Source organism: Cupriavidus sp. IDO (assembly GCF_000812465.1).
In the GTDB taxonomy this organism is placed as follows: Bacteria; Pseudomonadota; Gammaproteobacteria; order Burkholderiales; family Burkholderiaceae; genus Cupriavidus.
This window is the reverse complement of the sequence record NZ_JWMA01000026.1, coordinates 1-20,826: the sequence shown is the minus strand read 5'-3', so window position 1 is coordinate 20,826 and position 20,826 is coordinate 1. Positions and strand designations below refer to the sequence as shown.

The following is a 20,826-nucleotide window of genomic DNA, read 5'->3' as shown; positions in this document are numbered from 1 at the left end:
CCGCGAAAGGCGCTGCTCTGGGCGTCTTCTCAAACGACGCGCGCATTGTGGACCCAAGAGGGATGAGCTGGAACCCAGCTGGGACCCTCCTTTACCTGAATAGCGGCGACGACCGCATACTCGCAGTGGATCGCCGTGGCGAGGTCAGACTCGATAGCGGCAAGATCCCAGGTCTAAATCCAGGAGGCGGAGTGTTCGGACCTGACGGCCGCTACTACGTCGGCCTACGGTCGCATAAGACAATCGCGGCGTTCGATCCGAACCTAACCGACGATCCGGTAAAGCTCCTCCAAGATAGCGTCGTACCGTTTCCGCGGGGTTTCGGCTTCGGGGCGGACGGCCGCCTATTTCTCTCCTCCGGCATTGGCCCGAATGGAGTGGGTCAAAACACAATTGTCGTATTTGACCTGCAGCAGTCCCAGATGGCCCGCCCGCTCATCGATGATGACGAGGTCAGCCCTCTGGACCTGGCTGTGGGTCCCACCGGCAATGTCTTGGTTTCCAGCGAGTTTCCATTCGGTTCACCAAACGCCGTTGCGTCGGTAAGGGAATACGACGGCACAAGTGGCAAGTTCGTCCGCGTCTTTGATCCGCCAGCTGACGTTCCCTTTCAACGGCCGCGAGGCCTGCGATTTGGCCCACGCGGAGAACTCTACTGTACGGCGCGAGACACAGTGGTAATCTTTGATTACGAGTCGGGCCAGTTTGAGGGAGTCGCCGTGCACCGTCCCGGCTTGCATGGCCAGGCCGTCGCTCTCTCGCCGAAGTAGCGCCGTTCCCTTAGGGCTATGCTGAACAAGCCGCGTGAATTGGTGCGTTCAGACTGATAAGAATGTGTTCGGTCGGAAAAATCCGCTCTGATGACGAGAATTTTTCCTGCCGCATCCCCAAATGGGGCGTGTTGGCGGAGCACTTGCCCCACATTCGCCCTTTACGGACGGACTGCTCCCATCAAATGCCCTCGGCTGAGGTATAGATTGGCCAGCGCCAGGGCCGTGAAGGCCCGGCCGGCATTCTTCTTCAAGCCACGGTAGCGTACTTTGGTGAAGCCCCACAGGCGTTTGACTACGGCAAAGACATGCTCGACCCGAGCACGGATCTTCGATTTGTTGCGGTTCTTCCCACGTTGCACCTCGTCAATCTGCCCGTTCTTGCGCGTACGCTGATTGGTGAAGTCCTTGGCGCGGGGCGCCTTGGACGCGATCAGCGCCTGCTGACTGGCGTAGGCGCTATCGCCATAGACTCGCTGCTCCTGCCCATGCAATAGCTGGGGCAGCGCATGCTTGTCATGAACATGGGCTGGCGTTACGACTGCCGAATGGGCCAACCCGGTCTGACTGTCCACGCCAATGTGGAGCTTCATGCCGAAGTACCATTGCTTCCCTTTGCGAGTCTGGTGCATCTCCGGGTCGCGCGACTTCTCTTCATTCTTCGTCGAACTCGGTGCGCCGATGATGGTGGCATCCACAATGGTGCCAGTCTTCAGCTTTACACCGTTGGTTTGGAGGACCCGGCCAACCTCAGCGAACAGCCGCTCGGCAAGCTGGTGCTTCTCCAGTAACCGGCGAAACTTCAGCAGCGTGGTGGCGTCCGGCACCGGTTCACGACCCAGATCAATCCCAACGAAGCGGCGCAGGCTGGCGCTGTCATACAGCGCCTCTTCGCAGGCCAGATCCGCTAGGTTGAACCAGTGCTGCAAAAAGTGGATGCGTAGCATCCGTTCCAGGCCAATAGGCGGCCGGCCGTTGCCCGCCTTCGGATAGTACGGCTCGATCACGGCGCACAATGCCGCCCACGGCACGATCGTCTCCATCGTCGCCAGAAATGCCTCACGTCGCGTTGGCTTACGGTATTGCTCGAATCCCGCCCCTTGATCTGCACCCGCCGCCAACGTCATCTGCTGCATGTTCATCTCTTCGCACTCGTGATTCTTCAGATAACGCTTACTCTCACGAACCGGAGGACTAAATCAGCATTGCCTTAGATTCGAGGCCCTCCTGGTGGAAGAATGCATACGGCCTTGCGGGGGAAGTCTCATCGCTTGCGCGGTGAGCACCTCAGCGGCCTGTTAAGCGGGCCGCGTTGACTGGGCTCGTAACAGTACGCGGGCCAAACCGGCGACCAGCACGCATCCTCCCGCTGGTTGTGCGGAGATTGACAATCTCGTCCGCCTGCGCGCGCAACGAGCATCTTCTGCGTCTTCAGGCCAAAGCCGGCCCCGAATACCTGCTGAAAGGCGCAAAAGGTGGTTAGCAGCTTGTAGGGAGCTGCGCCGCGGAGGCCGGTCCCACGCTGCCGTCGGCAAAGAGCGTAATCTTCGCTTTGAGCTTCTTTGCCGTGAACAGCTTCATTTGGCTCGACGCCATTGCGACAGCGACGCCCGTGGGCATCTTCTGTGGCTCCGGAATTGGTTGCCACAGGGCGGAAGATAGGCATCGCTGGGTCGCCGGCGGACCGACAGCTATTCCACCTCGGAAGCGCTGCCACCATTACCCCCCTGAAGCCGCCTCACACCAATATGGCGCTCCGCTTCTTCGATACTTGCAAAGATGCGCGAGCAACGTTCGTAGTACATCGCACCCTCCCTCGTCACGCTCGTATTCCGCGTTGTTCGGTGGACGAGCTTGACGCCAAGGCGGTCCTCTAGCACCTGCATCCCGCGTGAAACCGTCGACTTGGTTATCCCGAGTGATTCTGCACGTGTGAAGCCGCCGAGCTCAACGATTCTCGCAAATACGCACATCAAAAGTAGCTTGTCCATGGAAAGTGACACCAGTTTGGCTGTTTGCATACGGCTCTCTGATATGGAACCCTCCGTTCAAGTTTGAGGCTAAGGAACGCGCGGTTCTTCACGGATGGCACCGTAGCTTTTGCATCCGCATAATTGCTGGCCGCGGTCAGCATGACAAGCCGGGTCGAATGCTCGCCTTAGAATCCGGCGGACGAACGGAAGGTGTGGCGTTCCGACTTTCCGAGAATGAGCTAGCGCTGATAATTTAGGAGAATTGACGGCGCGAAAAACAGAATTTCGCGCCGCTCAATCGCACAAATCCGCACGATCACCGCGTGATCAAGGAGAGGTTTCGCTACCTGCTGAACAGCTTTGGCACTCCCGCCTATCCAGGAGAGAGTTTCCCGCTCGTCGGTCAACCCGCTGCGGTATATGCCGTTTTGACCGCAGTGTAGAACTCGCGAGCATAGGTGCCTTGCTCACGCGCGCCATAGCTTGAGCCCTTACGACCACCAAAGGGGGCGTGATAGTCAACACCAGCGGTCGGTACATTCACCATCACCATGCCCGCAGTTGACCGGCGCTTGAAGTCGGTCGCGTATTTCAATGAGGCGGTGCATATGCCCGAAGAGAGTCCAAACTTGGTGTCGTTCGCAACGTGTAACGCCTCGTCATAACTGCTGACGCGGATAACGGAAGCGACTGGGCCGAACACCTCCTCCCGGTTGATACGCATGGTATTGTCTGTTTCTGTGACTAGAGCCGGCGAGAGGTAATAGCCCTTTGACTCCCGGTTGAGCAATTCGCCGCCGCAGGCAAGATGCCCGCCCTCGGCCGTGCCGAGCTTGATGTAGGAAAGGTCTTGAGCAAGCTGCGCCTCGGAGACCACCGGGCCAATGTCCGAGCCGGGTTTCAGGGCATTGTCGACACGCAGGGTTGCCATCCTCTCCTTCATTGCCGACACAAAGGCCTCGTGAATGCCGGCCTCGACAATCAAACGGCTTGATCCCGTGCAGCGCTGTCCTGTGGAGTAGAAGGACCCTTGAATAGCGACGTTGACTGCCGTCGTTAGATCGGCATCGTTGAGGATAACCAAGGGATTCTTGCCCCCCATTTCCAATTGCACTTTGGCGCCGCGCTGCATGCACGACAGCCCCACTTGGCGGCCAGTTTCCACGGAACCCGTGAAACTAATCGCGCGAACTTTAGGCGCGCTGATCAACGCGTGTCCGACCTTCGAACCAGGCCCCATGACGAGGTTAAACACACCGGAAGGCAAATCACCCACTCGAGCGATGATCTCTGTCAGGGCCCAGGCACTGCCTGGCACCAAATCCGCAGGCTTGAATACCACGGTGTTGCCATAGGCCAGCGCCGGCGCGATTTTCCACGCCGGAATTGCAATCGGGAAGTTCCATGGTGTGATGATGCCCACGACACCCTCGGGTTCGCGAGTTACCTCAATACCCACACCATTGCGAATGGAGGGAAGAATCTCCCCTTGGATGCGTAAAGCCTCAGCCGCAAAAAACTTGAAAATGCGTCCGGCACGCGCGGCTTCACCGATGCCCTCTGGCAAGGTCTTACCCTCTTCGCGGGACAGGAGCGTGCCTAACTCCTGCGCGCGCGCCAGGATTTCGGTGCCGATGCGATCCAGTGCGTCGGCTCGTTGTTCAGCAGTCCAGCCGGCCCATGCCCCACGCGCATCATACGCCGCATCAATGGCCGCCCGCGCTTGGCTGGCATCCGCCCGCGCATAGACGCCCACTACGTCGGAGATATCCGAGGGGTTGATGTTCTCCGCTGAAGCGTCACTGTCAACCCATTCCCCGCCAACGTAGTTTTGGTGAATGCTCATCATTCTGTCTGCTCTTTTCTGTGTTGATTAGTCGCTGCACAGGTAACCACAGGCGCAGTTTTCCAACCGCAGCGAACGGATCAGAAAACTAGACCCGGAAGCCCGCAAAGGCCCAATGCACTGGGCCTCTGGACCGCACTCCAGGTATTCTGAATGGCGCTCAAAACGCCCCTGTGTACAGAGCCAAGGCGTCCTCAGGCGTGATTTCCTTGGGGTTATGCGCGAGCAGTCGCTGGATCTTGAGCACGTCAGCGGTCAGAACGGACACATCCGTCATCTTGACACCTACATCCCGCAAGCGCTGCGCGTAGGGCATTTGGGACACTAGGTCGCAGATGGAATCGACAAAGGCCTTGGCGGCCACCTTGTCCGATGCGGTGGAAAGCTCAGAGCGGATGGCGCGGCCCAGTTGGGCATACGTGGCTTCCCCTGCTTCGAGGTTGAATCGCAAAATATGCGGAAGCATCAAGGAATTCGACAAGCCATGCGGCACATGAAAGCGTACGCCCAAGGGATATGCAAATGCATGCACCGCCCCAACTGATGCATTGGAAAACGCCATGCCTGCGTACAAGGACGCAAGCAGCATCCGCTCTCGTGCCTCGATATCTTGTCCATCCGTCACGGCGGGCAGTAGATTCTTGAAAATCATCTGCACCGCTTTGATCGCAAGCATGTTCGACAACTCGTTCTGCTTCAGATGCGTGGTGAGGGCTTCTATAGCGTGCACCATCGCGTCTATGCCCGTTGCAGCCGTTACAGCCGGCGGTAACCCAATCGTGAGCTCCGGATCCAACAAGGCCACGTCCGGCAGCAGGAGCGAGGAGACCACTGGCTTCTTCTCGTCAGTAGGCGTGGTCACGACAGAGATGGGCGTGACTTCAGAGCCTGTACCGGCTGTGGTCGGGATTTGAATGAGAGGAAGGCGCGGTCCTTGAGCCAGTCCCACGCCATAGATGCGGTTCATTTCCTGCGGCGTTTGGACGAGTAAGGCCACCAGTTTGGCGGTGTCCAGGGAACTGCCGCCGCCGAAGCCGATGACACCATCAACTCGAGCCTCGCGTGCCTTGGCCGCTGCGGCCCCAATCGTTTCCTCTGGCGGGTCTGCCAATACGTCGATGCAGAGGGTGACCTCAACATTCTGCTTCTGGAGCGACTCGATGGCCAGCGCCGTCAAACCTGTGCGGTGCAATCCCTCATCTGTGACGAGAAAGGCGCGGCGAATGCCCATGCCACGAGCCAGTCCACCCAGACTGGAGCAAGCGCCGCGCTGGCAAATGATGCGTCGTGTAGTTTCAAAATTAAATGAATTCATGGCATTCACTTCTCTGTGCCGGGGTTCCGTTTCAGTGAGCGCCGATTGGCATCACAACGGACGCATCAACACTCACGGTTATTGCATAGACCGAATATCGGAATCAGAAAGAGAAGGCATGCCGTGGATATTGGGTACCCTATCTTTCATCGATGGACCTGCGGGCAGCGCCGATAGCCAGGCCCCTCCCGGTTGCGATGGTGTGGGGCCTTAGCCCGAAAGCCCAAGGTCAATCCAACTTGAATCCAGCGTATCCGTTGTCTGCGCTTTCTTTTACTTTGGCCAAGTAAGTAGGCAAGCCAAGCGGGAAATTCAGACTCTCAACCACCTTGCCCGGGATGTTCACGCCCGTGTACCAAGAGTTGGCGAGCGGGAATAGCGTAGTCGCCCAAAAGCCAGCGATCAGGTCGCGCCAAGTTTCCTGCGCTTCCGGCTCGGCTTCGATTCGTGTGATGTTTTGGGCACGCATGTAGTCCATCAGATCCACAAGAAGGTTTCCCTGGTATTCGGCGCTGGTTGGGCCGTTACAGAACCCACAGGGCGATTGCGGACCGTAGCCGAACAGCAGGTTGGGAAAACCTTGCGTGGCCACACCAAGGTGCGTGCGCACACCGTTGGCCCACTTTTGCTTGAAGTTCTGACCGTCGGTGCTACGAAAATCGACACTTGTAAGACCGCCGGTCACCGCGTCGAAGCCTGTGGCCACTGCAACCACGTCGAACTCCATCTCCCCTTCGGCGGTGACGATGCCCCGCTCGGTAAAATGCAGGATCGGGGTCTCCTTCATGTCAACGAGCTTGACGTTGTCTTGGTTGAAAATCTCGTAATACCACTGCTCGAGCGACGGGCGCTTCGTACCAAAGGGGTGAGGTGCCTTGGCCGGCGCCAGCTTCTCCGCCACCTTCGGGTCTTTCACACGCGCGTGCACCTTCCTGCGCCAAAAGGCATAGGCATGGTCGTTTGACTCCTGGTCGAACACAGTGTCTTGAAAGTTGCCCAGCCAGAATCGAAAGCCGCCGGCATTCCACAGCTTTTCATAGGTTTCGTTGCGTTGCTCCTCCGTCACGTCAACGGCGTTTTGAGGGACAAAATCGAAGTCAAATCCCCCAAAGCATTGGCCGCGCCGTTCGAATGCGGCCGGCAGGTTCGGCCGTTCCGTGGCGTTGTCCTCGGGCGTCAACTGCTTTTGTTGCATCTGCAACGCCAAGTTGGGCGTACGCTGGAACACCGTTACCGTGGCGGCATCGAGCGCAGCCTCTTGTGCGACCTGCACGCCGCTAGCTCCAGTGCCGATCACGGCTACGCGCTTCCCTGCAAGCTTGACACCTTCTTGGGGCCACAGACCCGTGTGATAGAACTCCCCCTTAAACCGATCGATGCCTTCGAACTTCGGGGTGAAAGGCTTGGCGCCGAAGCCCAGATTGGCGATGACGAACCGCGCTTTAACCGGTTGGTGACCTACGCAACGGACCGTCCACTCGCGTGCGGCTTCGTCCCATTCCGCGGATTGCACTCGAGTGTTGAACGTTATGTCCTTGCTGAGGCTCAACTTTTTGTCCACGAAGTAGAAATAGTCCTGCATCTGAGCCCAATCGGGGTAGGCCTCCTTCCATTCATACTCCTGCCATAGTTCGGGCATCGAGTATTGATAGATCTGATAATGGGAATCGACGCGTGCGCCGGGGTAGCAGTTCCAGTGCCAGATGCCCCCAACGTCTTTTCCCGCATCGATCAGATGCACCCTGTAACCACGTTTACGCAGTTGGTAGAGCTGGTACAGACCAGTGAATCCAGCGCCGATCAGCAGCACGTCCAGCTTGTCGTTAATGGAATTATTTTGGTGACCTCGAGCAGTCATGATTTTCTTCCTTTGTGAGTGCGTTGGAAAAGGCGGTCTTTAAGGCGTGCCGGCATGAGGCACGTCAACTCGGGTGGATAGCATTCGGCCTTCGCGGGCAGCCTTGCGTGCGCCTTCGTCCCAGTCTGGTGCCGCACACATGAACAAGGTCTTGCCGTCCTCGCCGCCGAGCGCCACGGCGAAAACCCCTTCCGGTGCGATATTCACTTCATCCAGGATCCCGCCGCCTTCGGCGATACGTAGCGCACGCCTGTTGATGGTGTCGGCAATCCAGACCGCGCCTTCGGCATCCAGAGCCAGGCCGTCGGGGATGATCTTGGCTCGCTGCAGCCGCACCCCCGAATCTGGCTCGTCCCCAAGATCGCCGAAATTGGCAAAGTCTCGGCTAGCCCCAAGGGTGCCATCGGGCTTGATGTCGAACTGCGAGATCTTGTTGCCAAAGAGTTCGTTGACGATGAGCTTCTTGCCGTCGGGTGTCACGACTGTACCGTTCGGAAAAGCGAGTCCGTCAGCAACCTTTTGGGCGCTGCCATCTGGGCGTACCAGCACCAGTCCTGTGTTCCGGTGGCCGGCGCCACCCATCAGGTCGAAGCCGAAGTTACCTACATAGGCGTCGCCGTTCGGCGCAACAACCATGTCATTGGCGTGGCCACCGCAGTAATCCCAGATGTCCGCATGCACGACGAAGCTGCCATCGTTCTCCTGGCGCATGACCTTGCGGTCTTTCATGGACACCACGAGCATGCGTCCATCGGGCAACCAACCCAAGCCCGACGGTTGGTGCTCGATATGAGCGATTTTTTTGACCAAACCATCAGGCTCCACGCGATACACGCCATAGGTATAAAAATCTACGAACCACAGCGTGCCATTGTGCCAACGCGGGCCCTCCAGATAATGAAAGCCGTTTGCTACGACTTTGATATCGCGCTTTATCATTTTTTACCGTCTCCTGCCTTCTTAGTCAGCGTAAGAAAGATCCGATTTCTACGTTACATTCAATTTAAACCACCAATAAGCCGCCACTTCTTCACCACAACTTCCGTCGGATTATTGGTGCTACTATTTTCCAATAACCACGAGATTCCTCTCTTTATATCTTCAACAAGTCGCAACCCTCCCTAATGGAACTCGCGATACATCTGTCCGCGAATAACGACGTGTAGATCGGTTCTCTAATCGCACCTACCCGGGCCCTCCTCAAAGACCAGGAACCGGATGGTGCCAGGGCCGTTTCTATCAACGCAACTCCTGTACCATGTTTTGTTTGGTGCGCTGCAATATTGACCTAAGCCATTGAATAAACTGGACTAACAGGTTTTAGCCGGCTATTTTTGTCGCAACGCGGCTTGACTTGGCGATGTCGGTCGTTCGGACGGATGTCCGATACATGTCCGATCGGCAATGGGCTTCGAAATGGAACCCGCGGTTGGGAAGAAACGCGAAGAAGGCGAGAAGAGGAAAGGACTTGAGGAGCAGCGGGCGCGAAGGGAATACGCCGTGCGCCTCAACATCTGAAATTTATTATTTGGATTGACTACGCCTTTTAGCCTTTTCGCCTTTTAGCCTTTTAACCTTTTAACACTGTGCCCTGTTAAAAAGGCATGGTCTAGCCATCGCTACAGAGTCGACGCATGATTTTGCGGAGTCTGGAAGCTGCTATCGACCGATCGCGGATCTGGAATTGGCCGTCACACCTTGTGACGGCCAGCAGGCTGGCGGGAACGGCATCACGCCGTCCGTGTTCTAAAGGAATCGCTTACGCCTCTCCAGCCGTGCTCGCACCCGAAGATGACGGAATGTGATTCACGGCGCTGACGCCTGCAAGTCTTCGTCAGTAATGAACGAGCGACGTATTCCATACGCACGCATTTTGAGGTACAGCGTACTCCGGGCAATGCCGAGACTTTGCGCAGCCTGCCGCAAGTTGCCTCGATGCTCGTCGATGGCGGCGACGATTGCTTCGCGTTCCCGCGCCCGCAGCCCACTCAATTTAGGCTTTTCAAGCTCGTTTTCCTGCCCTTGATATTCGAACGGCAGATCGTCCAGGCCAAGCATATCGCCGCCGTCAGCAAGCTGGCACATGCTTTCCACCGTGTTCTTCAGTTCGCGGATGTTGCCTGGCCAGGAATAACGACTTAGCGCTTGAAGCAACTCGGCGCTGATCATCTTCGCCGGCGTTGCCGATCGCTGTGCGAATCGCTCGACGAAGTGCTGTGCAAGCAGTGGTATGTCGCAATGCCGAGCCCGCAATGGGGGCAGGCTCAACGTCGCAACCGCCAGACGGTAATAGAGGTCCTCCCGAAACCGCCCGTCCCCGATCACTGCGCGGAGATTCCGGTTAGTTGCCGAGATGACGCGAACTTTCACCTCACGCTGGCGACTCTCACCGATTCGCGTCACGATGCCGTCTTGAAGCACCCTGAGCATATGGGGTTGGACGTCGACAGGCAACTCACCGATTTCATCCAGAAATAACGTTCCCCCATCAGCCTCCTCGAATTTGCCGCGACGCCCACCTTTCACAGCTCCGGTAAACGCTCCATCGGCATAACCAAACAGTTCGCTGGCGATAAGGTCGCGCGCAAACGCACCGCAATTGACCGCGATAAACGGCCCGTTGCTAACCGGCGAGCAGTCGTGAATGGCCTTTGCGAACTCTTCTTTTCCCACGCCGGTTTCCCCGAGAAGCAATACCGGGAGCGTTCCCCGCGCAAGCCTCCTGGCACGGTCAACAGCCGAGCTCACCGCTTCGCTGTGGCCCACGATATTCTCGAAACCCTTTGCGGGCGGTTGGGCGCTCTGTATCGGAAGTCGCTTGACAGTAGCCGGCGTAGGGCGCAACGGGCGGCTTGGAATGGCCACTAGCGAACCAAAAATTCTGCCATCAATATTGACAGGCTGTACCCATTCCGGCCTGACCCAAGACGGCAAGCCCGCCGCCCGCTGATTGGTGCCACGCGGCGCGCCGGGCAACGGCTGCCCCAGTACCATTAGTTGCGAAATCCCCAGTTTTTCCAGCAATTCGGGCGAATGCTTGTTTGCGCTGACGACGCGCCCCTTGCCGTCTAGGACGACGAAACCATCGCCATGCCACGCTGCCGTTTCGGAACTGCACCATTCGAGCAATTTGATCGTGTCGCGCGCCTCATTTCCTTTGAGAATCGCCTCGATCTGGGTCGCGATCGAGATCGCGAGTCCAAGGCTGTGGACATTGAATGTGTCATCAAAACCTGAGATGTCGATAGCGCCGAGAATATCGCCGCCACGAGCACCTCGCACGAGCGCTGCCGAGCACGTCCAGGTCTTCACGCCTTCGCAGTAATGCTCGAGTGCATGAACCTGCACTGGACTACCCGCCGCAATTGCAGTGCCAATCGCATTGGTTCCGCTCATGTGTTCGCCCCAATGGCCACCCGGCGCGATATGATGCTCCGCGCCGGAATCTATGGTGGCTGGGTTACCGTATGCGTTAAGGATCACGCCCTGCGGGTCCGTCACAAGCAGAACACTACGGGACTGATTCAGCACCCCTTCGAGCGATTCGACGACGCCACGCGTGACGCCCAGCAAATCGCGGTGCTCCATCTGCAGTCGTAGCAGGTCGTCGCCGCTAGCGGCCAAAGGCGCCTCTTCCACCGTCGGGAGCACTTGGCCTGCGCGGCATCGCTCCCAGGACGATAAGATTACGTCTCTCACCTGCCGATTCTCGCAGTTGCCCTCCACCACGAAGCTTTCCCAAGCGGACATCACGCGGTGGGAATAATCAGGCAAAAAAGCCTCAGTTCCAAGCACATCCAATCGCATCACTCTTCCTTTTTTGCGGTGGCCTCTGGCCGCTCGCCGGCGGTTGTCTCGCTTTTCAGCCTTCCCGCTCTTTTTTGCTGTCACCTCTACGCTAGCCGTTCAATATCTGGAATTAGACGATCTCGTAGGGCTGGTTCCCAAGCTGAAACGGGCAGATGGCCCTCTACCATTGCGCACGGTGACAGGGGCAACAAGCGTCAGCAACAGTCGTAAACCCGAAGATGATCCGCGTTGGCGGCAGCCCGCCCAAGGTGCCGCAAAAGCCCGCCAACTGTGCTCCCACAACCGCTTTTCCGTTGTGCGGGTTGTTGTAGCGGCTCCACTTCAACCGGTTGCTTTATGGGAAACTCGTCATCGGTTAGAACTCAAAGACATCAAAAGTCGGCGAGAAAGTTTGGGGGCACCTGAAAAAGCGCTCTCCAGGCAACCCGAGTAACCGTCAGCGCTTACGGCAAGGGGCTGTGTGGGGCGGCCTATTCCCGTTCGCGACTGGAAGGGCCGTCGTCTCCCGCCGAATCAAAATATCTCGAATTTAAATCAGTCAAATGGAATGATCAGCCTAGCATTGACAATGTTTCCCCCGACATAATTCCTTGTGTAGATACTTCTTGTGTAGTTGACCACGAGGTTGACACCTCCGAACTGGTATCCAATCAACGGACCGGCGCCATATGACTCAAGTCTACAGCCACCGTTGCCGGGACACCCAGCAGCCACGGCACCGGCTCCTGTATCTGCAGTGATCTGATTGATTGAGTAGGCCCCGACACCAAGCGTCCACTTACCGAGTGTCTTCGTTATAGTATAAGTTCCCGAAATTTGCTGCCCACTTTTGTAGTCGGTTGTTGAGTTTATGAAGTTGTATCCATATTGAATATTCGCGCTGACGTTCCAGCCGTCATTTAACCAGCTAATTCCAAATTCTGGCTCCAGACTCCAATAGCCGTTTCCCGACGGAGCGCCGTTCCCAGATGGCGGATGGCCGGCTGAAGAGCTTGCATTATCTACCGCAACGGCAAGCCCTGCCTTTACATATAAATTGTTGCCCAGGTCCCATGACAAGATAACGGGTTCCACAATGGCATTGAACATCCCCCAGTGACCATTGTTTGAAAGCGCTGACGCGCCCGCCATCTTAAAATTGGTGTAGTCGAATGGGAGCGCGATCGCAGCAGCATAGTTGGCACCTAAGATTTTGTATCCCGGCACCCAAAACAAGATTGGAACTTGAATGTACGCATCCAGCTTTGTGCCGTTCGCTTTTCCGTGGTTGTCGTATCCACTAAAAGACGCCCAATAGCTATTATATACTCCATATGTTCCCGGCGGAGGCAAGGCGCCGTGTACCAATCCTTGGTTAATGGCGGGAAGTGTATTTGCCCAGGTTTCCGTCGCATAGCTCGATTTCGAGGAAAAGCCGATAGTCACGCATCCCGCCAAAACTAGGCGAGGAATTATTCTCAACGACTTGTACAAAATGTCTCCTTCTCTTGATAAGTAATTATTCGTGGTCGAAGCGAAAGTAAGAGTTGATGCGGCCATCAAATTGCATAGCCTCATGATTCCATTCCCCGGACTTCATCCCAACACTTGCGGATTGTTACGTTAGTTAGAATTTCATTTTTCGAAGTGAGGGCGTGACAACGATCCCGAGAATACTTTCGCTCAAGCTTTACCCGTGCGACTTCGTTGCATTACACGCTATGCAACAGTCATGCCATCGGTAGATAGCGGAAATTTCCTATCGATCGTAGTGAGGTGCCGCCGCAGTGGATCCGGCGTGGCCTTCCATTAGCACTGCATCCCTCGATCGGTACAGTCGATCAATAAGTGTCTGATAATCGGACGGATGTATAGGACGCATGTCCGAGAACAGCATGAGAGTGCAGTGTCTGCCTGCTACGGATCGAGGGTGTGTGAAAACGTCTCGATCACCTAGACTGGATCAACGCATTCAGAATGGGGGGCCGGATGAAGCGATTCATAGAGGGAGAAGACCGCAAGCAAGCTTCACTGCTTCCAGAATGCCTCGATGATTTCATCGCCGAGGACAACCCCACCAGGATAATCGACGCGTTTGTTGAAGAACTGAATCTCGAGTCGCTCGGGTTCGAAGGTGCCAATCCCTCGACTACAGGTCGCCCTTCATATCATCCTGCCGTCCTCTTGAAGATATACATCTATGGCTACCTCAACCGGGTCCAGTCCAGCCGCCGTCTGGAGCGCGAATGCCAACGCAATATAGAGCTGATGTGGCTTACCGGTCGACTGGCGCCGGACTTCAAGGCGATTGCAGACTTCCGCCGGGATAACAGCACCGGCATTCGCAATGTCTGCCATCGTTTCGTCGTTCTGTGCCGAGATCTTAAGTTGTTCTCACAGGCCCTGGTCGCCATCGACGGCGGCAAGTCTTTGCCAGCAGTGAAATTGCGGTCCCGAGTATTGACTGCCTTGCGTGGACGTATGCAGACATTCCTTAACTCCGTCGGAAAGATTGGGATGGTGTATGCTCATATAGCTAATTCCTGACAGGAATAGATATGGACAAGCTCCAGGCGATGCGGACATTCGTGCGCGTGGTGGAAGCGGGAAGCTTTTCGGCAGTCGCCCACGAGGCCGACGTTACGCAAGGCGCCATTAGCAAGCAGGTTGCGGCGCTCGAGGCCGACCTTGGCGCTAAGTTGCTGACACGCACAACGCGATCACTCGCGCTTACCGACGAAGGTGAGCGCTACTTCGAGCAGGTACGCCGACTGGTCGAGGAAATCGCCGAGGCGGAAGGTGCGTTGCGCACCGGGGAGCAGCAACTTACTGGTTGGTTACGGGTGGCCGCATCGGTGGGCTTTGGTCGGCGCAAGCTTCTGCCCCTCGTGCAGGCGTTCCTTGCAGAACACGGCAATGTAAAGATTGACCTTCGGCTGCACGATGGCTTCATCGATCTCGTCGAGCTTGGCATCGATGTAGCCGTGCGCATTGGAGAGCTATCGGACAGCAGTCTGATAGCGAGGCGCGTTGGTACTACTCATCGGATGCTTGTGGCACATCGTAAATACCTGCGCAGTCTCCCGCGGGGATTGAAGCCGCCGCAAGTTCCGGACGACCTCTCCGCGCACAATTGCATCGTGTATACGGAAACCGTATCGCGAAATACGTGGACCTTCACTGCCGGGCCAGGATCGGCAGAACCAACTGGCACGACGCGGGCGGTACGCGTGCACGGCAATCTGCAGACAAACAGCAGTGAGGTTATGCGCGCATCGCTGTTGGCGGGAATGGGGATCGGCTATTCACCGACCTGGCTGTTCGACGAGGAACTCGCAGGTGGGGAGCTGCGACGGCTATTGCCGGACTGGGAAGCGGTACCCATGCCGATTCACCTCGTCAGCCCGCAGCAGCGGCACCATTCAGCGAAGGTAAGGGCGTTTGCTGAGTTCGTGAGTAAGCAGTTCGGGAATGCCTAGGTTATCCGCTTAGATTAGATGCCGGAGTGTGCGATGGGGGCACACTTTTTTAGGTGACGTCGATCAGGCGGATCCTGATGTTGATGTAGATCCGCAGGCGTCTGATCGGCGACGGGCGCACGGCTCGAGCTGCAGGAATGAATTGGTTCGATACGCCCGGGAGGAGTCGCCACCTTCTGCATTCGGTAACGCCACGAGTGGCAGCAGGTGCCGCGTAACCCAGCGCCGCGAACAAGGTTGGGACGCTACCGCCTGTCACCAGCTTGACCTGAGCGTAGGCTTCTGCGGTGGTGCCACGTGCCGATTCGACCGCTGGTACTGCTTTAGCGTGCAAAAAAGCTGCACTGCTTTGGTGGTGAACGTAGCGACCTTGGCTAGCCAGTGGCGGATCCATCGAGCCCTCGCTCTTGTGCGGTCGAGGTCCGTTCCTGATATCGTCCACACGGAGTGAAGTTCCCATGGCGGGTGTCCACAATGGATGGCGTCGTAATGGAAGTCACGTCTTCAGCGACCGAATATTCTCTGGGGTATTGGTCGCATTCGGTAGTCCTAGAGTGTCCTGGACAAACTCAATGAAGGCACGGGCTTTAGCGCTCGCCATGCGGCCCGCCGGCATCACGGCCCACAACTCACAAGGTGGGAGATGCCAGTCTTCCAGCACTGGGCGGACCAGGCCGCTCTGGAGTTCTCTCATAAACGTCCATTCCGAGACTACTGCAAGCCCGGCGCGGGCGAGAACAGCCTCCCGCACGCCCTCCGCTGCGTTTACCGACAGGCGGCCAGAAAGCGACAGGGACATCTCCTCGTCAGCCTTGCGAAAGGTCCAAACTCGACTGTCTCCGCTGTGGCTTGAAACAATGAAGTCATGGGACGTGAGCTGAGTCGGAATAGTCGGTATTCCGGACACATCGAAGTACCCAGGCGCGCCAACCACGAGGCGGCGCGCCTGCCCCAGCTTTCGCGCAATAAGCCCCGAATTGACTAGTGAGCCAATTCGGAGCGCGACGTCAGCTCCATCCTCAAGCGGGTCCAAGTTTCGATCGCCAAGAATCACGTCGAGCGACAATTGCGGATGCTTATCCAAAAAGCGCCCAATTGCCGGAAAAATGTGTAGTCTCGCAAACGTCACGTCCGCATTGATGCGAATCCTCCCGGTCAAATGGGCGCCTTCCCTATAGGCGAAGTGTTCGGCCGTTTCGACGTCTGAAACGATACGCTTGGCGTATTGGTAGAAGGCGTCTCCCGCGCTGGTGGGTGCCAGTCCCCGAGTTGAACGAAGCAGCAACCGAACAGATAGGCGTTGCTCTAAGGCGGCAATCGCCTTGGAAACAGTGGGTTGTACGACTCCCATTGACCGCGCAGCGGTCGAGAAAGACCCCGTCTCGACTACCCTGACAAAGATCTCCATTACCGTCAGTCGGTCCACTGTGGTTCCTCCAGTCTGTCCCCAAGCGAAGGGATGAGCCGCCGCCAGCTTGTAAACAAATCGGGCGGACAGGCCTCAGTTGGAAGCATAGTCGCTTCGCTTATCTTGTGGCTAATACTCGTTGGTATCGACCAATTGCCTCGTGGTCAATTCTGAATCGCGTCACCGTCGAGAGCGGCGTATCTTCAATTAATGCGGCTTTTGGTCCCATACCTTTGTATGTTGTATCTGTCGAAAAGGCCTTCTAGAATTCAAGTGACACACCGATCCGGCCCACGCTCAGCGCATTCCGCATGCGCGGAGAGCGGATCTGGATAAGCGACGCTCGGTGTGTTCTCCCCTGCCTGCAAAGCGTCGTGGGGTCTATGGGCTAGTTCGTCGGCAGTTTGTCGCGGGCACCATTGATCTCGGTGTTAATCGCGCGCGGGGCGCATCACAGACCTATTGCACGCAATAGGAATATGGTGCAAGGGCGAGATGTCGCCCCCGCCGCGCCAGGAACCTTCGAAGTACGCTCTTGCTTATACCGAGCGGCCGCGGGATTTTGTTTTGAGGCGACCCACAATCCGTGCCGCGTCGTGTGGAGGCTGCGGACAGAATCTCCGAGGATTCTCAGCCCAACTTTCTGCGATCTGAACCGTATCGGTTTCCGTCAGAATCCATCGAGCGCGCGTCGAGAGGTCTTGGATTAGAGGTACAGAATACTCCCTGAGGTTTGTTTAGGCGGAAAAGAAAAGGCGGGAGGCGTCGTCAGTGCGCCCCCTTCGTGTGAGATCGGTTGTCCATCCGGTGGTACACGCGAAAGCCTGTTGCAAAGGCCGCATGAGATCGAAACAAGGGAGGACTGTTAAGGTGAACGACCGCCTAGAACCGCCTAGCTGACATCGTTGCCATGTCGCTTCTCCCTGCAATGGTTTGTGCCCAAAGCAGCATCACGTTGTACGGCATCGTGGACGATGGGATCGGATATATCGCGGCTTGACGCCGCGTATGTCTGAGGGTCCCCTGAAATTTCGCCTTCCAGCAGCTCGTGTGTAGACTCGACCCAAAGGAAGGAAAGTAGAGATGTTCAAGATGCCAAAGCAAGCGTTACACGGCGGAGTTCAAGGCTGGTGCCGTGCAACGGGTGAAGGACGGACAGGGGGTGAGCACCGTGGCCCGCGAACTGGGCATGTCGGAGCAGACGCTGCGCAACTGGATCAAGGCTGCAGAAGCCGGCAAGCTGGGCGGTGCCGGGGCGAAGCCGGTCACGCCAGAACAGATGGAGTTGTCGCGCCTCAGAGCTGAGAACAAGCGCCTGCAGATGGAACTTGAAATCGCAAAAGAAGCGGCGGCGCGTTCGCGATGGACCTCCTGTGAAGTTCGCCTGCATTGAATCGCAGCGCCGACACTATCCGTTGTTGGCGCTGTGTGAGGTCCTGTCTGTCAGTCTGAACGGCTATCGAGCATGGAAACGCGGCGGCACGCTGCAGCGCCGGCGCCTGAGTGACGGGAAGTTGCTGGCGTTGATCCGGACCATTCACGCGGAGGTCAAGGGCGCCTATGGCTCGCCGCGCATGACGGCGGAGATCCGCTCGCGCGGGTTTCCGGCCAGCAAGGAGCGGGTTGAGCGACTCATGCGCGACAACGGCATCCGGGCCCGGCGCAAACGGCGCTACAAGGTGACGACGGACTCGAAGCACAAGCTGCCGGTTTGCAGAGAATCTACTGGCACGCAGCTTCACACCAACGGCGCCGAACCAGGTGTTCACCTCGGACATCACTTACATCTGGACCGACGAGGGCTGGCTGTATCTGGCGGTAGTGCTGGACCTGTTCAACCGGGAAGTCGTCGGTTGGTCGATCAAGCCGCGCATGACGGCGGACATCGTGACGGACGCGCTGACAATGGCGTGGTTCCGACGCAGGTCGGAGCCCGACGCGATGCATCACTCGGACCGCGGCAGCCCAGTATGCCAGTCAGGACTCCCAGCGCAAGCTGGCGGAATATGGCGTGCGCTGCTCAATGAGCCGCAAAGGCAATTGTTGGGACAACGCCCCTACGGAGAGCTTCTTCAATAGCCTGAAGAACGAGCAGGTACACGCCACGCGCTACCGAACCCACCAGGAAGCAATGGCGGACTTGTTCGAATACATCGAAGTGTTCCATAACCGCAGTCGCCGTCATTCATCGCTGGGCTTTGTATCGCCGGTTCAGTTCCTGCAAAACTGGCTCAAAGCTCAACAGGCCGAGGATGCGGCTGCATAACCGGCGGCCTCTGGAAGGCGAAATACAGAGGGAAGTTCAGTTTTGTTAGCCGCACTTAGGCGCCATCGCAGCGCAATTGTTGGGTACAGCGCTGCGACCAAGTGGTCCGCCGCACGTTGTATGCAAGGCGTCAGCGAGCAATGAGCGCACAGGCAAGGTCGCCGGCCTTGAGCTTAGTAACGCCGCGGCCGATCTCAGCCACCTCTCCAGCGACCTCCAGTCTCGGAATGTCGCTGGTGCCAAGAGGGGGGACTTACAGCCTTTTGCGTTGGAATACCTCTGGGCCACTGACGCCTGCTGCCCGCTGCCGAATTAGCAGTTCGCGGGGGGCCACGTAGGAACCGGACGCAGGGTAGGTACCAATACATCAGGACCACCGGGATGCTTGGAATCGAGATCGGTTACCATCTCATGGATGTATTGCATGGGCGTACGCATCTATTACTTACATCCGCTGGCACGTTGCGCACGTGAATCGTGCAACCCGGGATTTTGGCCTCATGGTTGAAGGCGCGGTTTCCTGTGGGAAAGGGGGACCTTCACGTCTTCCTGGCGACTAGGGAATCAAGCCTGGCTGTTGGGATTGACCGACGTAGCCGCCACGTCAAGATTGGTTGCGCCTAGACTTGGGCCAACCCACCGTCCACAAAGAGTTCAATACCAGCCACGTAGCTGCTTTCGTCTGAGGCAAGGAACAAGACCGCCGCGGCCAACTCATCCGGCCGTCCGATACGTCCTAGCGGGGTCGCTGCGGCAAACTTGGCACGCAGTTCGTCGGCGGCCTCTGGGGTCGTGACCTGGCTCTCGATAATCGGCGTGTCGATTGCCCCCGGGCTGACTACGTTGACACGGATGCCGCGTCCTTTCAGTTCGATGGTCCACGTCCTCGCGAGCGACCGCACTGCGGCCTTAGCGGCACTATAAGTGTCATGCGCTTGAATGCCGAGCACGCCTGCCACCGAACTTGTCAAGATCACGCTGCTTTGGCCGGTTAGGAGCGGGAGCGCTTTCTGTACGGTAAAGATTAACCCACGGACGTTTACATCAAACGTCTTGTCGTAGTGTTCTGGGGTAATTTCTTCAAGCGTCTTATGCTCAATAGCACCGGAGTTCGCGAAGAGCACGTCGATGCTTCCGCGTTGCTCGCGCACAATCGCGTAAAGTCGGTCGAGCTCGTCAAGCTTCGTCACATCAGCCCTGATTGCCGTGACGTTGCGGCCTATTTCTGCGGCCGCCCGATCGAGCTCCTCTTGGCGGCGACCAACGATGAAGACATACGCGCCTTCTTCGACAAATCGCTTTGCCGTCGCGAGACCGATACCGCTGTTGCCGCCGGTGATGACTGCCGTCTTGTTCAATAACCTGCTCATGGTAATTTCCTTAAAAAGCGACTCAATTTAGACGAGGACTGCACTCGCGGTACCGGCCGGGAGACATCGCGGTCACGCGGCGCCAGCTCCTGGGGCGACATGCCGTCCCGTGAGCATCGCAATATCAGGGCCGCCTATCACTCATGCCGATTCTTTCGGTAACGCGTTTGGCTCGGGCTACCGCCGATGCACACAAAGGGAGGGATTCTTAGCACGAGCGTTGGAAGCGTGTCGCGGTGACACGGAACCACGTCCTCAACCGTATCGCGATCTATTTTGGGGTAACGCGATTTTTGTCGGTAGGCGCCGATGGCGAATAACATCCATTCCCCCCAGGAATGACCGCGGGGGGTTTGTGCAGTTCGAACCTCCGCAGGGCACAACCTGGCCTCCTCCTGAATCCCGCTTCGCCCCGACGCGCTACTGAAGCCCATGTGGCTGGATGGAAGCGTGTGATCGAGGCAGTTCATGCGAAGGGGGCGCGAATCTTCCTTCAGATGTGGCACGCCGGTCGCCAGGCACATCCAGCGAACACAGGGGGTGAGACTCCGGTCGCCCCGTCGGAACTACTCTCGCTGGAGCACGCCGCGATTCGGGACCAGGAAGGTAACATCGCCGAGGCCGAGTTGGTCATGCCGCGTGCGCTGGAAGTGCACTAGTGTAGTGTTCCGTTCTTGATAGAACTTATATGAATTCGGCGTCTCCAATGCGCTACTGCGACACAGCGTGGAGAGAGCGAGTGCGAGTTGCCC

14 protein-coding genes and 2 pseudogenes are annotated in these 20,826 nt (G+C 57.4%); 6 read left to right on the top strand and 10 right to left on the bottom strand.

Going from position 1 to position 20,826, the window contains the following annotated elements:
• The coding region (locus RM96_RS39880; protein WP_238587158.1) for a hypothetical protein at window positions 1-770 on the top strand (770 nt) is incomplete at its 5' end.
• 161 nt (window positions 771-931) lie between these two features.
• Here RM96_RS39880 and RM96_RS08385 read toward each other — a convergent pair.
• Both RM96_RS08385 and RM96_RS08380 read right to left on the bottom strand, forming a co-directional pair.
• Window positions 932-1,906 (bottom strand): IS5 family transposase, encoded by a 975-nt coding sequence (locus tag RM96_RS08385; RefSeq protein ID WP_039009661.1) that lies wholly within the window; start codon window positions 1,904-1,906, stop codon window positions 932-934.
• 555 nt (window positions 1,907-2,461) lie between these two features.
• Complete coding sequence (locus tag RM96_RS08380; RefSeq protein WP_039009650.1) at window positions 2,462-2,791, bottom strand: LysR family transcriptional regulator; 330 nt, start codon at window positions 2,789-2,791, stop codon at window positions 2,462-2,464.
• Here RM96_RS08380 and RM96_RS36885 point away from each other — a divergent pair.
• A complete protein-coding gene (locus RM96_RS36885) occupies window positions 2,767-3,000 on the top strand; it encodes a gamma-glutamylcyclotransferase (RefSeq protein WP_338011404.1) in 234 nt (77 codons plus the stop codon). The two genes, RM96_RS08380 and RM96_RS36885, sit on opposite strands and share 25 nt — an antisense overlap.
• 146 nt (window positions 3,001-3,146) lie before the next feature.
• Here the strand turns inward: RM96_RS36885 and RM96_RS08375 are convergent, their stop codons facing one another.
• From RM96_RS08375 to RM96_RS36880, 6 genes are all read right to left on the bottom strand, one after another.
• Window positions 3,147-4,583 (bottom strand): aldehyde dehydrogenase family protein, encoded by a 1,437-nt coding sequence (locus RM96_RS08375; protein ID WP_039009660.1) that lies wholly within the window; start codon window positions 4,581-4,583, stop codon window positions 3,147-3,149.
• A gap of 166 nt (window positions 4,584-4,749) precedes the next feature.
• Window positions 4,750-5,904, bottom strand: coding sequence for an iron-containing alcohol dehydrogenase (locus RM96_RS08370; RefSeq protein WP_039009645.1), 1,155 nt, complete (start codon window positions 5,902-5,904; stop codon window positions 4,750-4,752).
• A 229-nt stretch (window positions 5,905-6,133) separates the two neighbouring features.
• The gene (locus RM96_RS08365; protein ID WP_039009644.1) at window positions 6,134-7,762 is read right to left on the bottom strand and encodes a flavin-containing monooxygenase; all 1,629 of its coding nucleotides are present in this window, start codon (window positions 7,760-7,762) and stop codon (window positions 6,134-6,136) included.
• A 39-nt stretch (window positions 7,763-7,801) separates the two neighbouring features.
• Complete coding sequence (locus RM96_RS08360; RefSeq protein WP_039009641.1) at window positions 7,802-8,701, bottom strand: SMP-30/gluconolactonase/LRE family protein; 900 nt, start codon at window positions 8,699-8,701, stop codon at window positions 7,802-7,804.
• An 867-nt stretch (window positions 8,702-9,568) separates the two neighbouring features.
• Window positions 9,569-11,569, bottom strand: coding sequence for a sigma-54-dependent Fis family transcriptional regulator (locus RM96_RS08355; protein ID WP_052279391.1), 2,001 nt, complete (start codon window positions 11,567-11,569; stop codon window positions 9,569-9,571).
• Window positions 11,570-12,106: 537 nt separating this feature from the next.
• The gene (locus tag RM96_RS36880) at window positions 12,107-12,997 is read right to left on the bottom strand and encodes a SphA family protein (RefSeq protein WP_193752414.1); all 891 of its coding nucleotides are present in this window, start codon (window positions 12,995-12,997) and stop codon (window positions 12,107-12,109) included.
• 543 nt (window positions 12,998-13,540) lie between these two features.
• Here RM96_RS36880 and RM96_RS08350 point away from each other — a divergent pair.
• Window positions 13,541-14,056: pseudogene (locus tag RM96_RS08350) on the top strand (transposase); the annotation flags it as partial.
• A gap of 53 nt (window positions 14,057-14,109) precedes the next feature.
• Window positions 14,110-15,030 (top strand): LysR family transcriptional regulator, encoded by a 921-nt coding sequence (locus RM96_RS08345; RefSeq protein ID WP_039009639.1) that lies wholly within the window; start codon window positions 14,110-14,112, stop codon window positions 15,028-15,030.
• Window positions 15,031-15,526: 496 nt separating this feature from the next.
• On the opposite strand, the gene RM96_RS08340 is transcribed toward RM96_RS08345, so the two are convergent.
• Window positions 15,527-16,456 carry a LysR family transcriptional regulator gene (locus tag RM96_RS08340; RefSeq protein ID WP_039009637.1) on the bottom strand — a complete coding sequence of 310 codons (930 nt, stop codon included), beginning with the start codon at window positions 16,454-16,456 and terminating at the stop codon, window positions 15,527-15,529.
• Window positions 16,457-17,521: 1,065 nt separating this feature from the next.
• On the opposite strand from RM96_RS08340, the pseudogene RM96_RS08330 reads away from it, so the two are divergent.
• Window positions 17,522-18,704, top strand: a pseudogene (locus tag RM96_RS08330) (IS3 family transposase).
• A 620-nt stretch (window positions 18,705-19,324) separates the two neighbouring features.
• Here RM96_RS08330 and RM96_RS08325 read toward each other — a convergent pair.
• Window positions 19,325-20,074, bottom strand: a complete 750-nt coding sequence (locus tag RM96_RS08325; protein WP_039009635.1) for an SDR family NAD(P)-dependent oxidoreductase — start codon at window positions 20,072-20,074, stop codon at window positions 19,325-19,327.
• A gap of 338 nt (window positions 20,075-20,412) precedes the next feature.
• On the opposite strand from RM96_RS08325, the gene RM96_RS08320 reads away from it, so the two are divergent.
• On the top strand, window positions 20,413-20,733 hold the full coding sequence (locus RM96_RS08320) for an oxidoreductase (protein ID WP_152624066.1): 321 nt from the start codon (window positions 20,413-20,415) through the stop codon (window positions 20,731-20,733).
• Window positions 20,734-20,826 lie beyond the last annotated feature (93 nt).

Coding starts and splice junctions, on each gene's coding strand:
- RM96_RS08385 (WP_039009661.1), bottom strand. CDS start 1,906: ATGCAGCAGATGACGTTGGCGGCGGGTGCAGATCAAGGGGCGGGATTC.
- RM96_RS08380 (WP_039009650.1), bottom strand. CDS start 2,791: ATGCAAACAGCCAAACTGGTGTCACTTTCCATGGACAAGCTACTTTTG.
- RM96_RS08370 (WP_039009645.1), bottom strand. CDS start 5,904: ATGAATTCATTTAATTTTGAAACTACACGACGCATCATTTGCCAGCGC.
- RM96_RS08365 (WP_039009644.1), bottom strand. CDS start 7,762: ATGACTGCTCGAGGTCACCAAAATAATTCCATTAACGACAAGCTGGAC.
- RM96_RS08360 (WP_039009641.1), bottom strand. CDS start 8,701: ATGATAAAGCGCGATATCAAAGTCGTAGCAAACGGCTTTCATTATCTG.
- RM96_RS08355 (WP_052279391.1), bottom strand. CDS start 11,569: ATGCGATTGGATGTGCTTGGAACTGAGGCTTTTTTGCCTGATTATTCC.
- RM96_RS08345 (WP_039009639.1), top strand. CDS start 14,110: ATGGACAAGCTCCAGGCGATGCGGACATTCGTGCGCGTGGTGGAAGCG.
- RM96_RS08325 (WP_039009635.1), bottom strand. CDS start 20,074: ATGAGCAGGTTATTGAACAAGACGGCAGTCATCACCGGCGGCAACAGC.
- RM96_RS08320 (WP_152624066.1), top strand. CDS start 20,413: ATGACCGCGGGGGGTTTGTGCAGTTCGAACCTCCGCAGGGCACAACCT.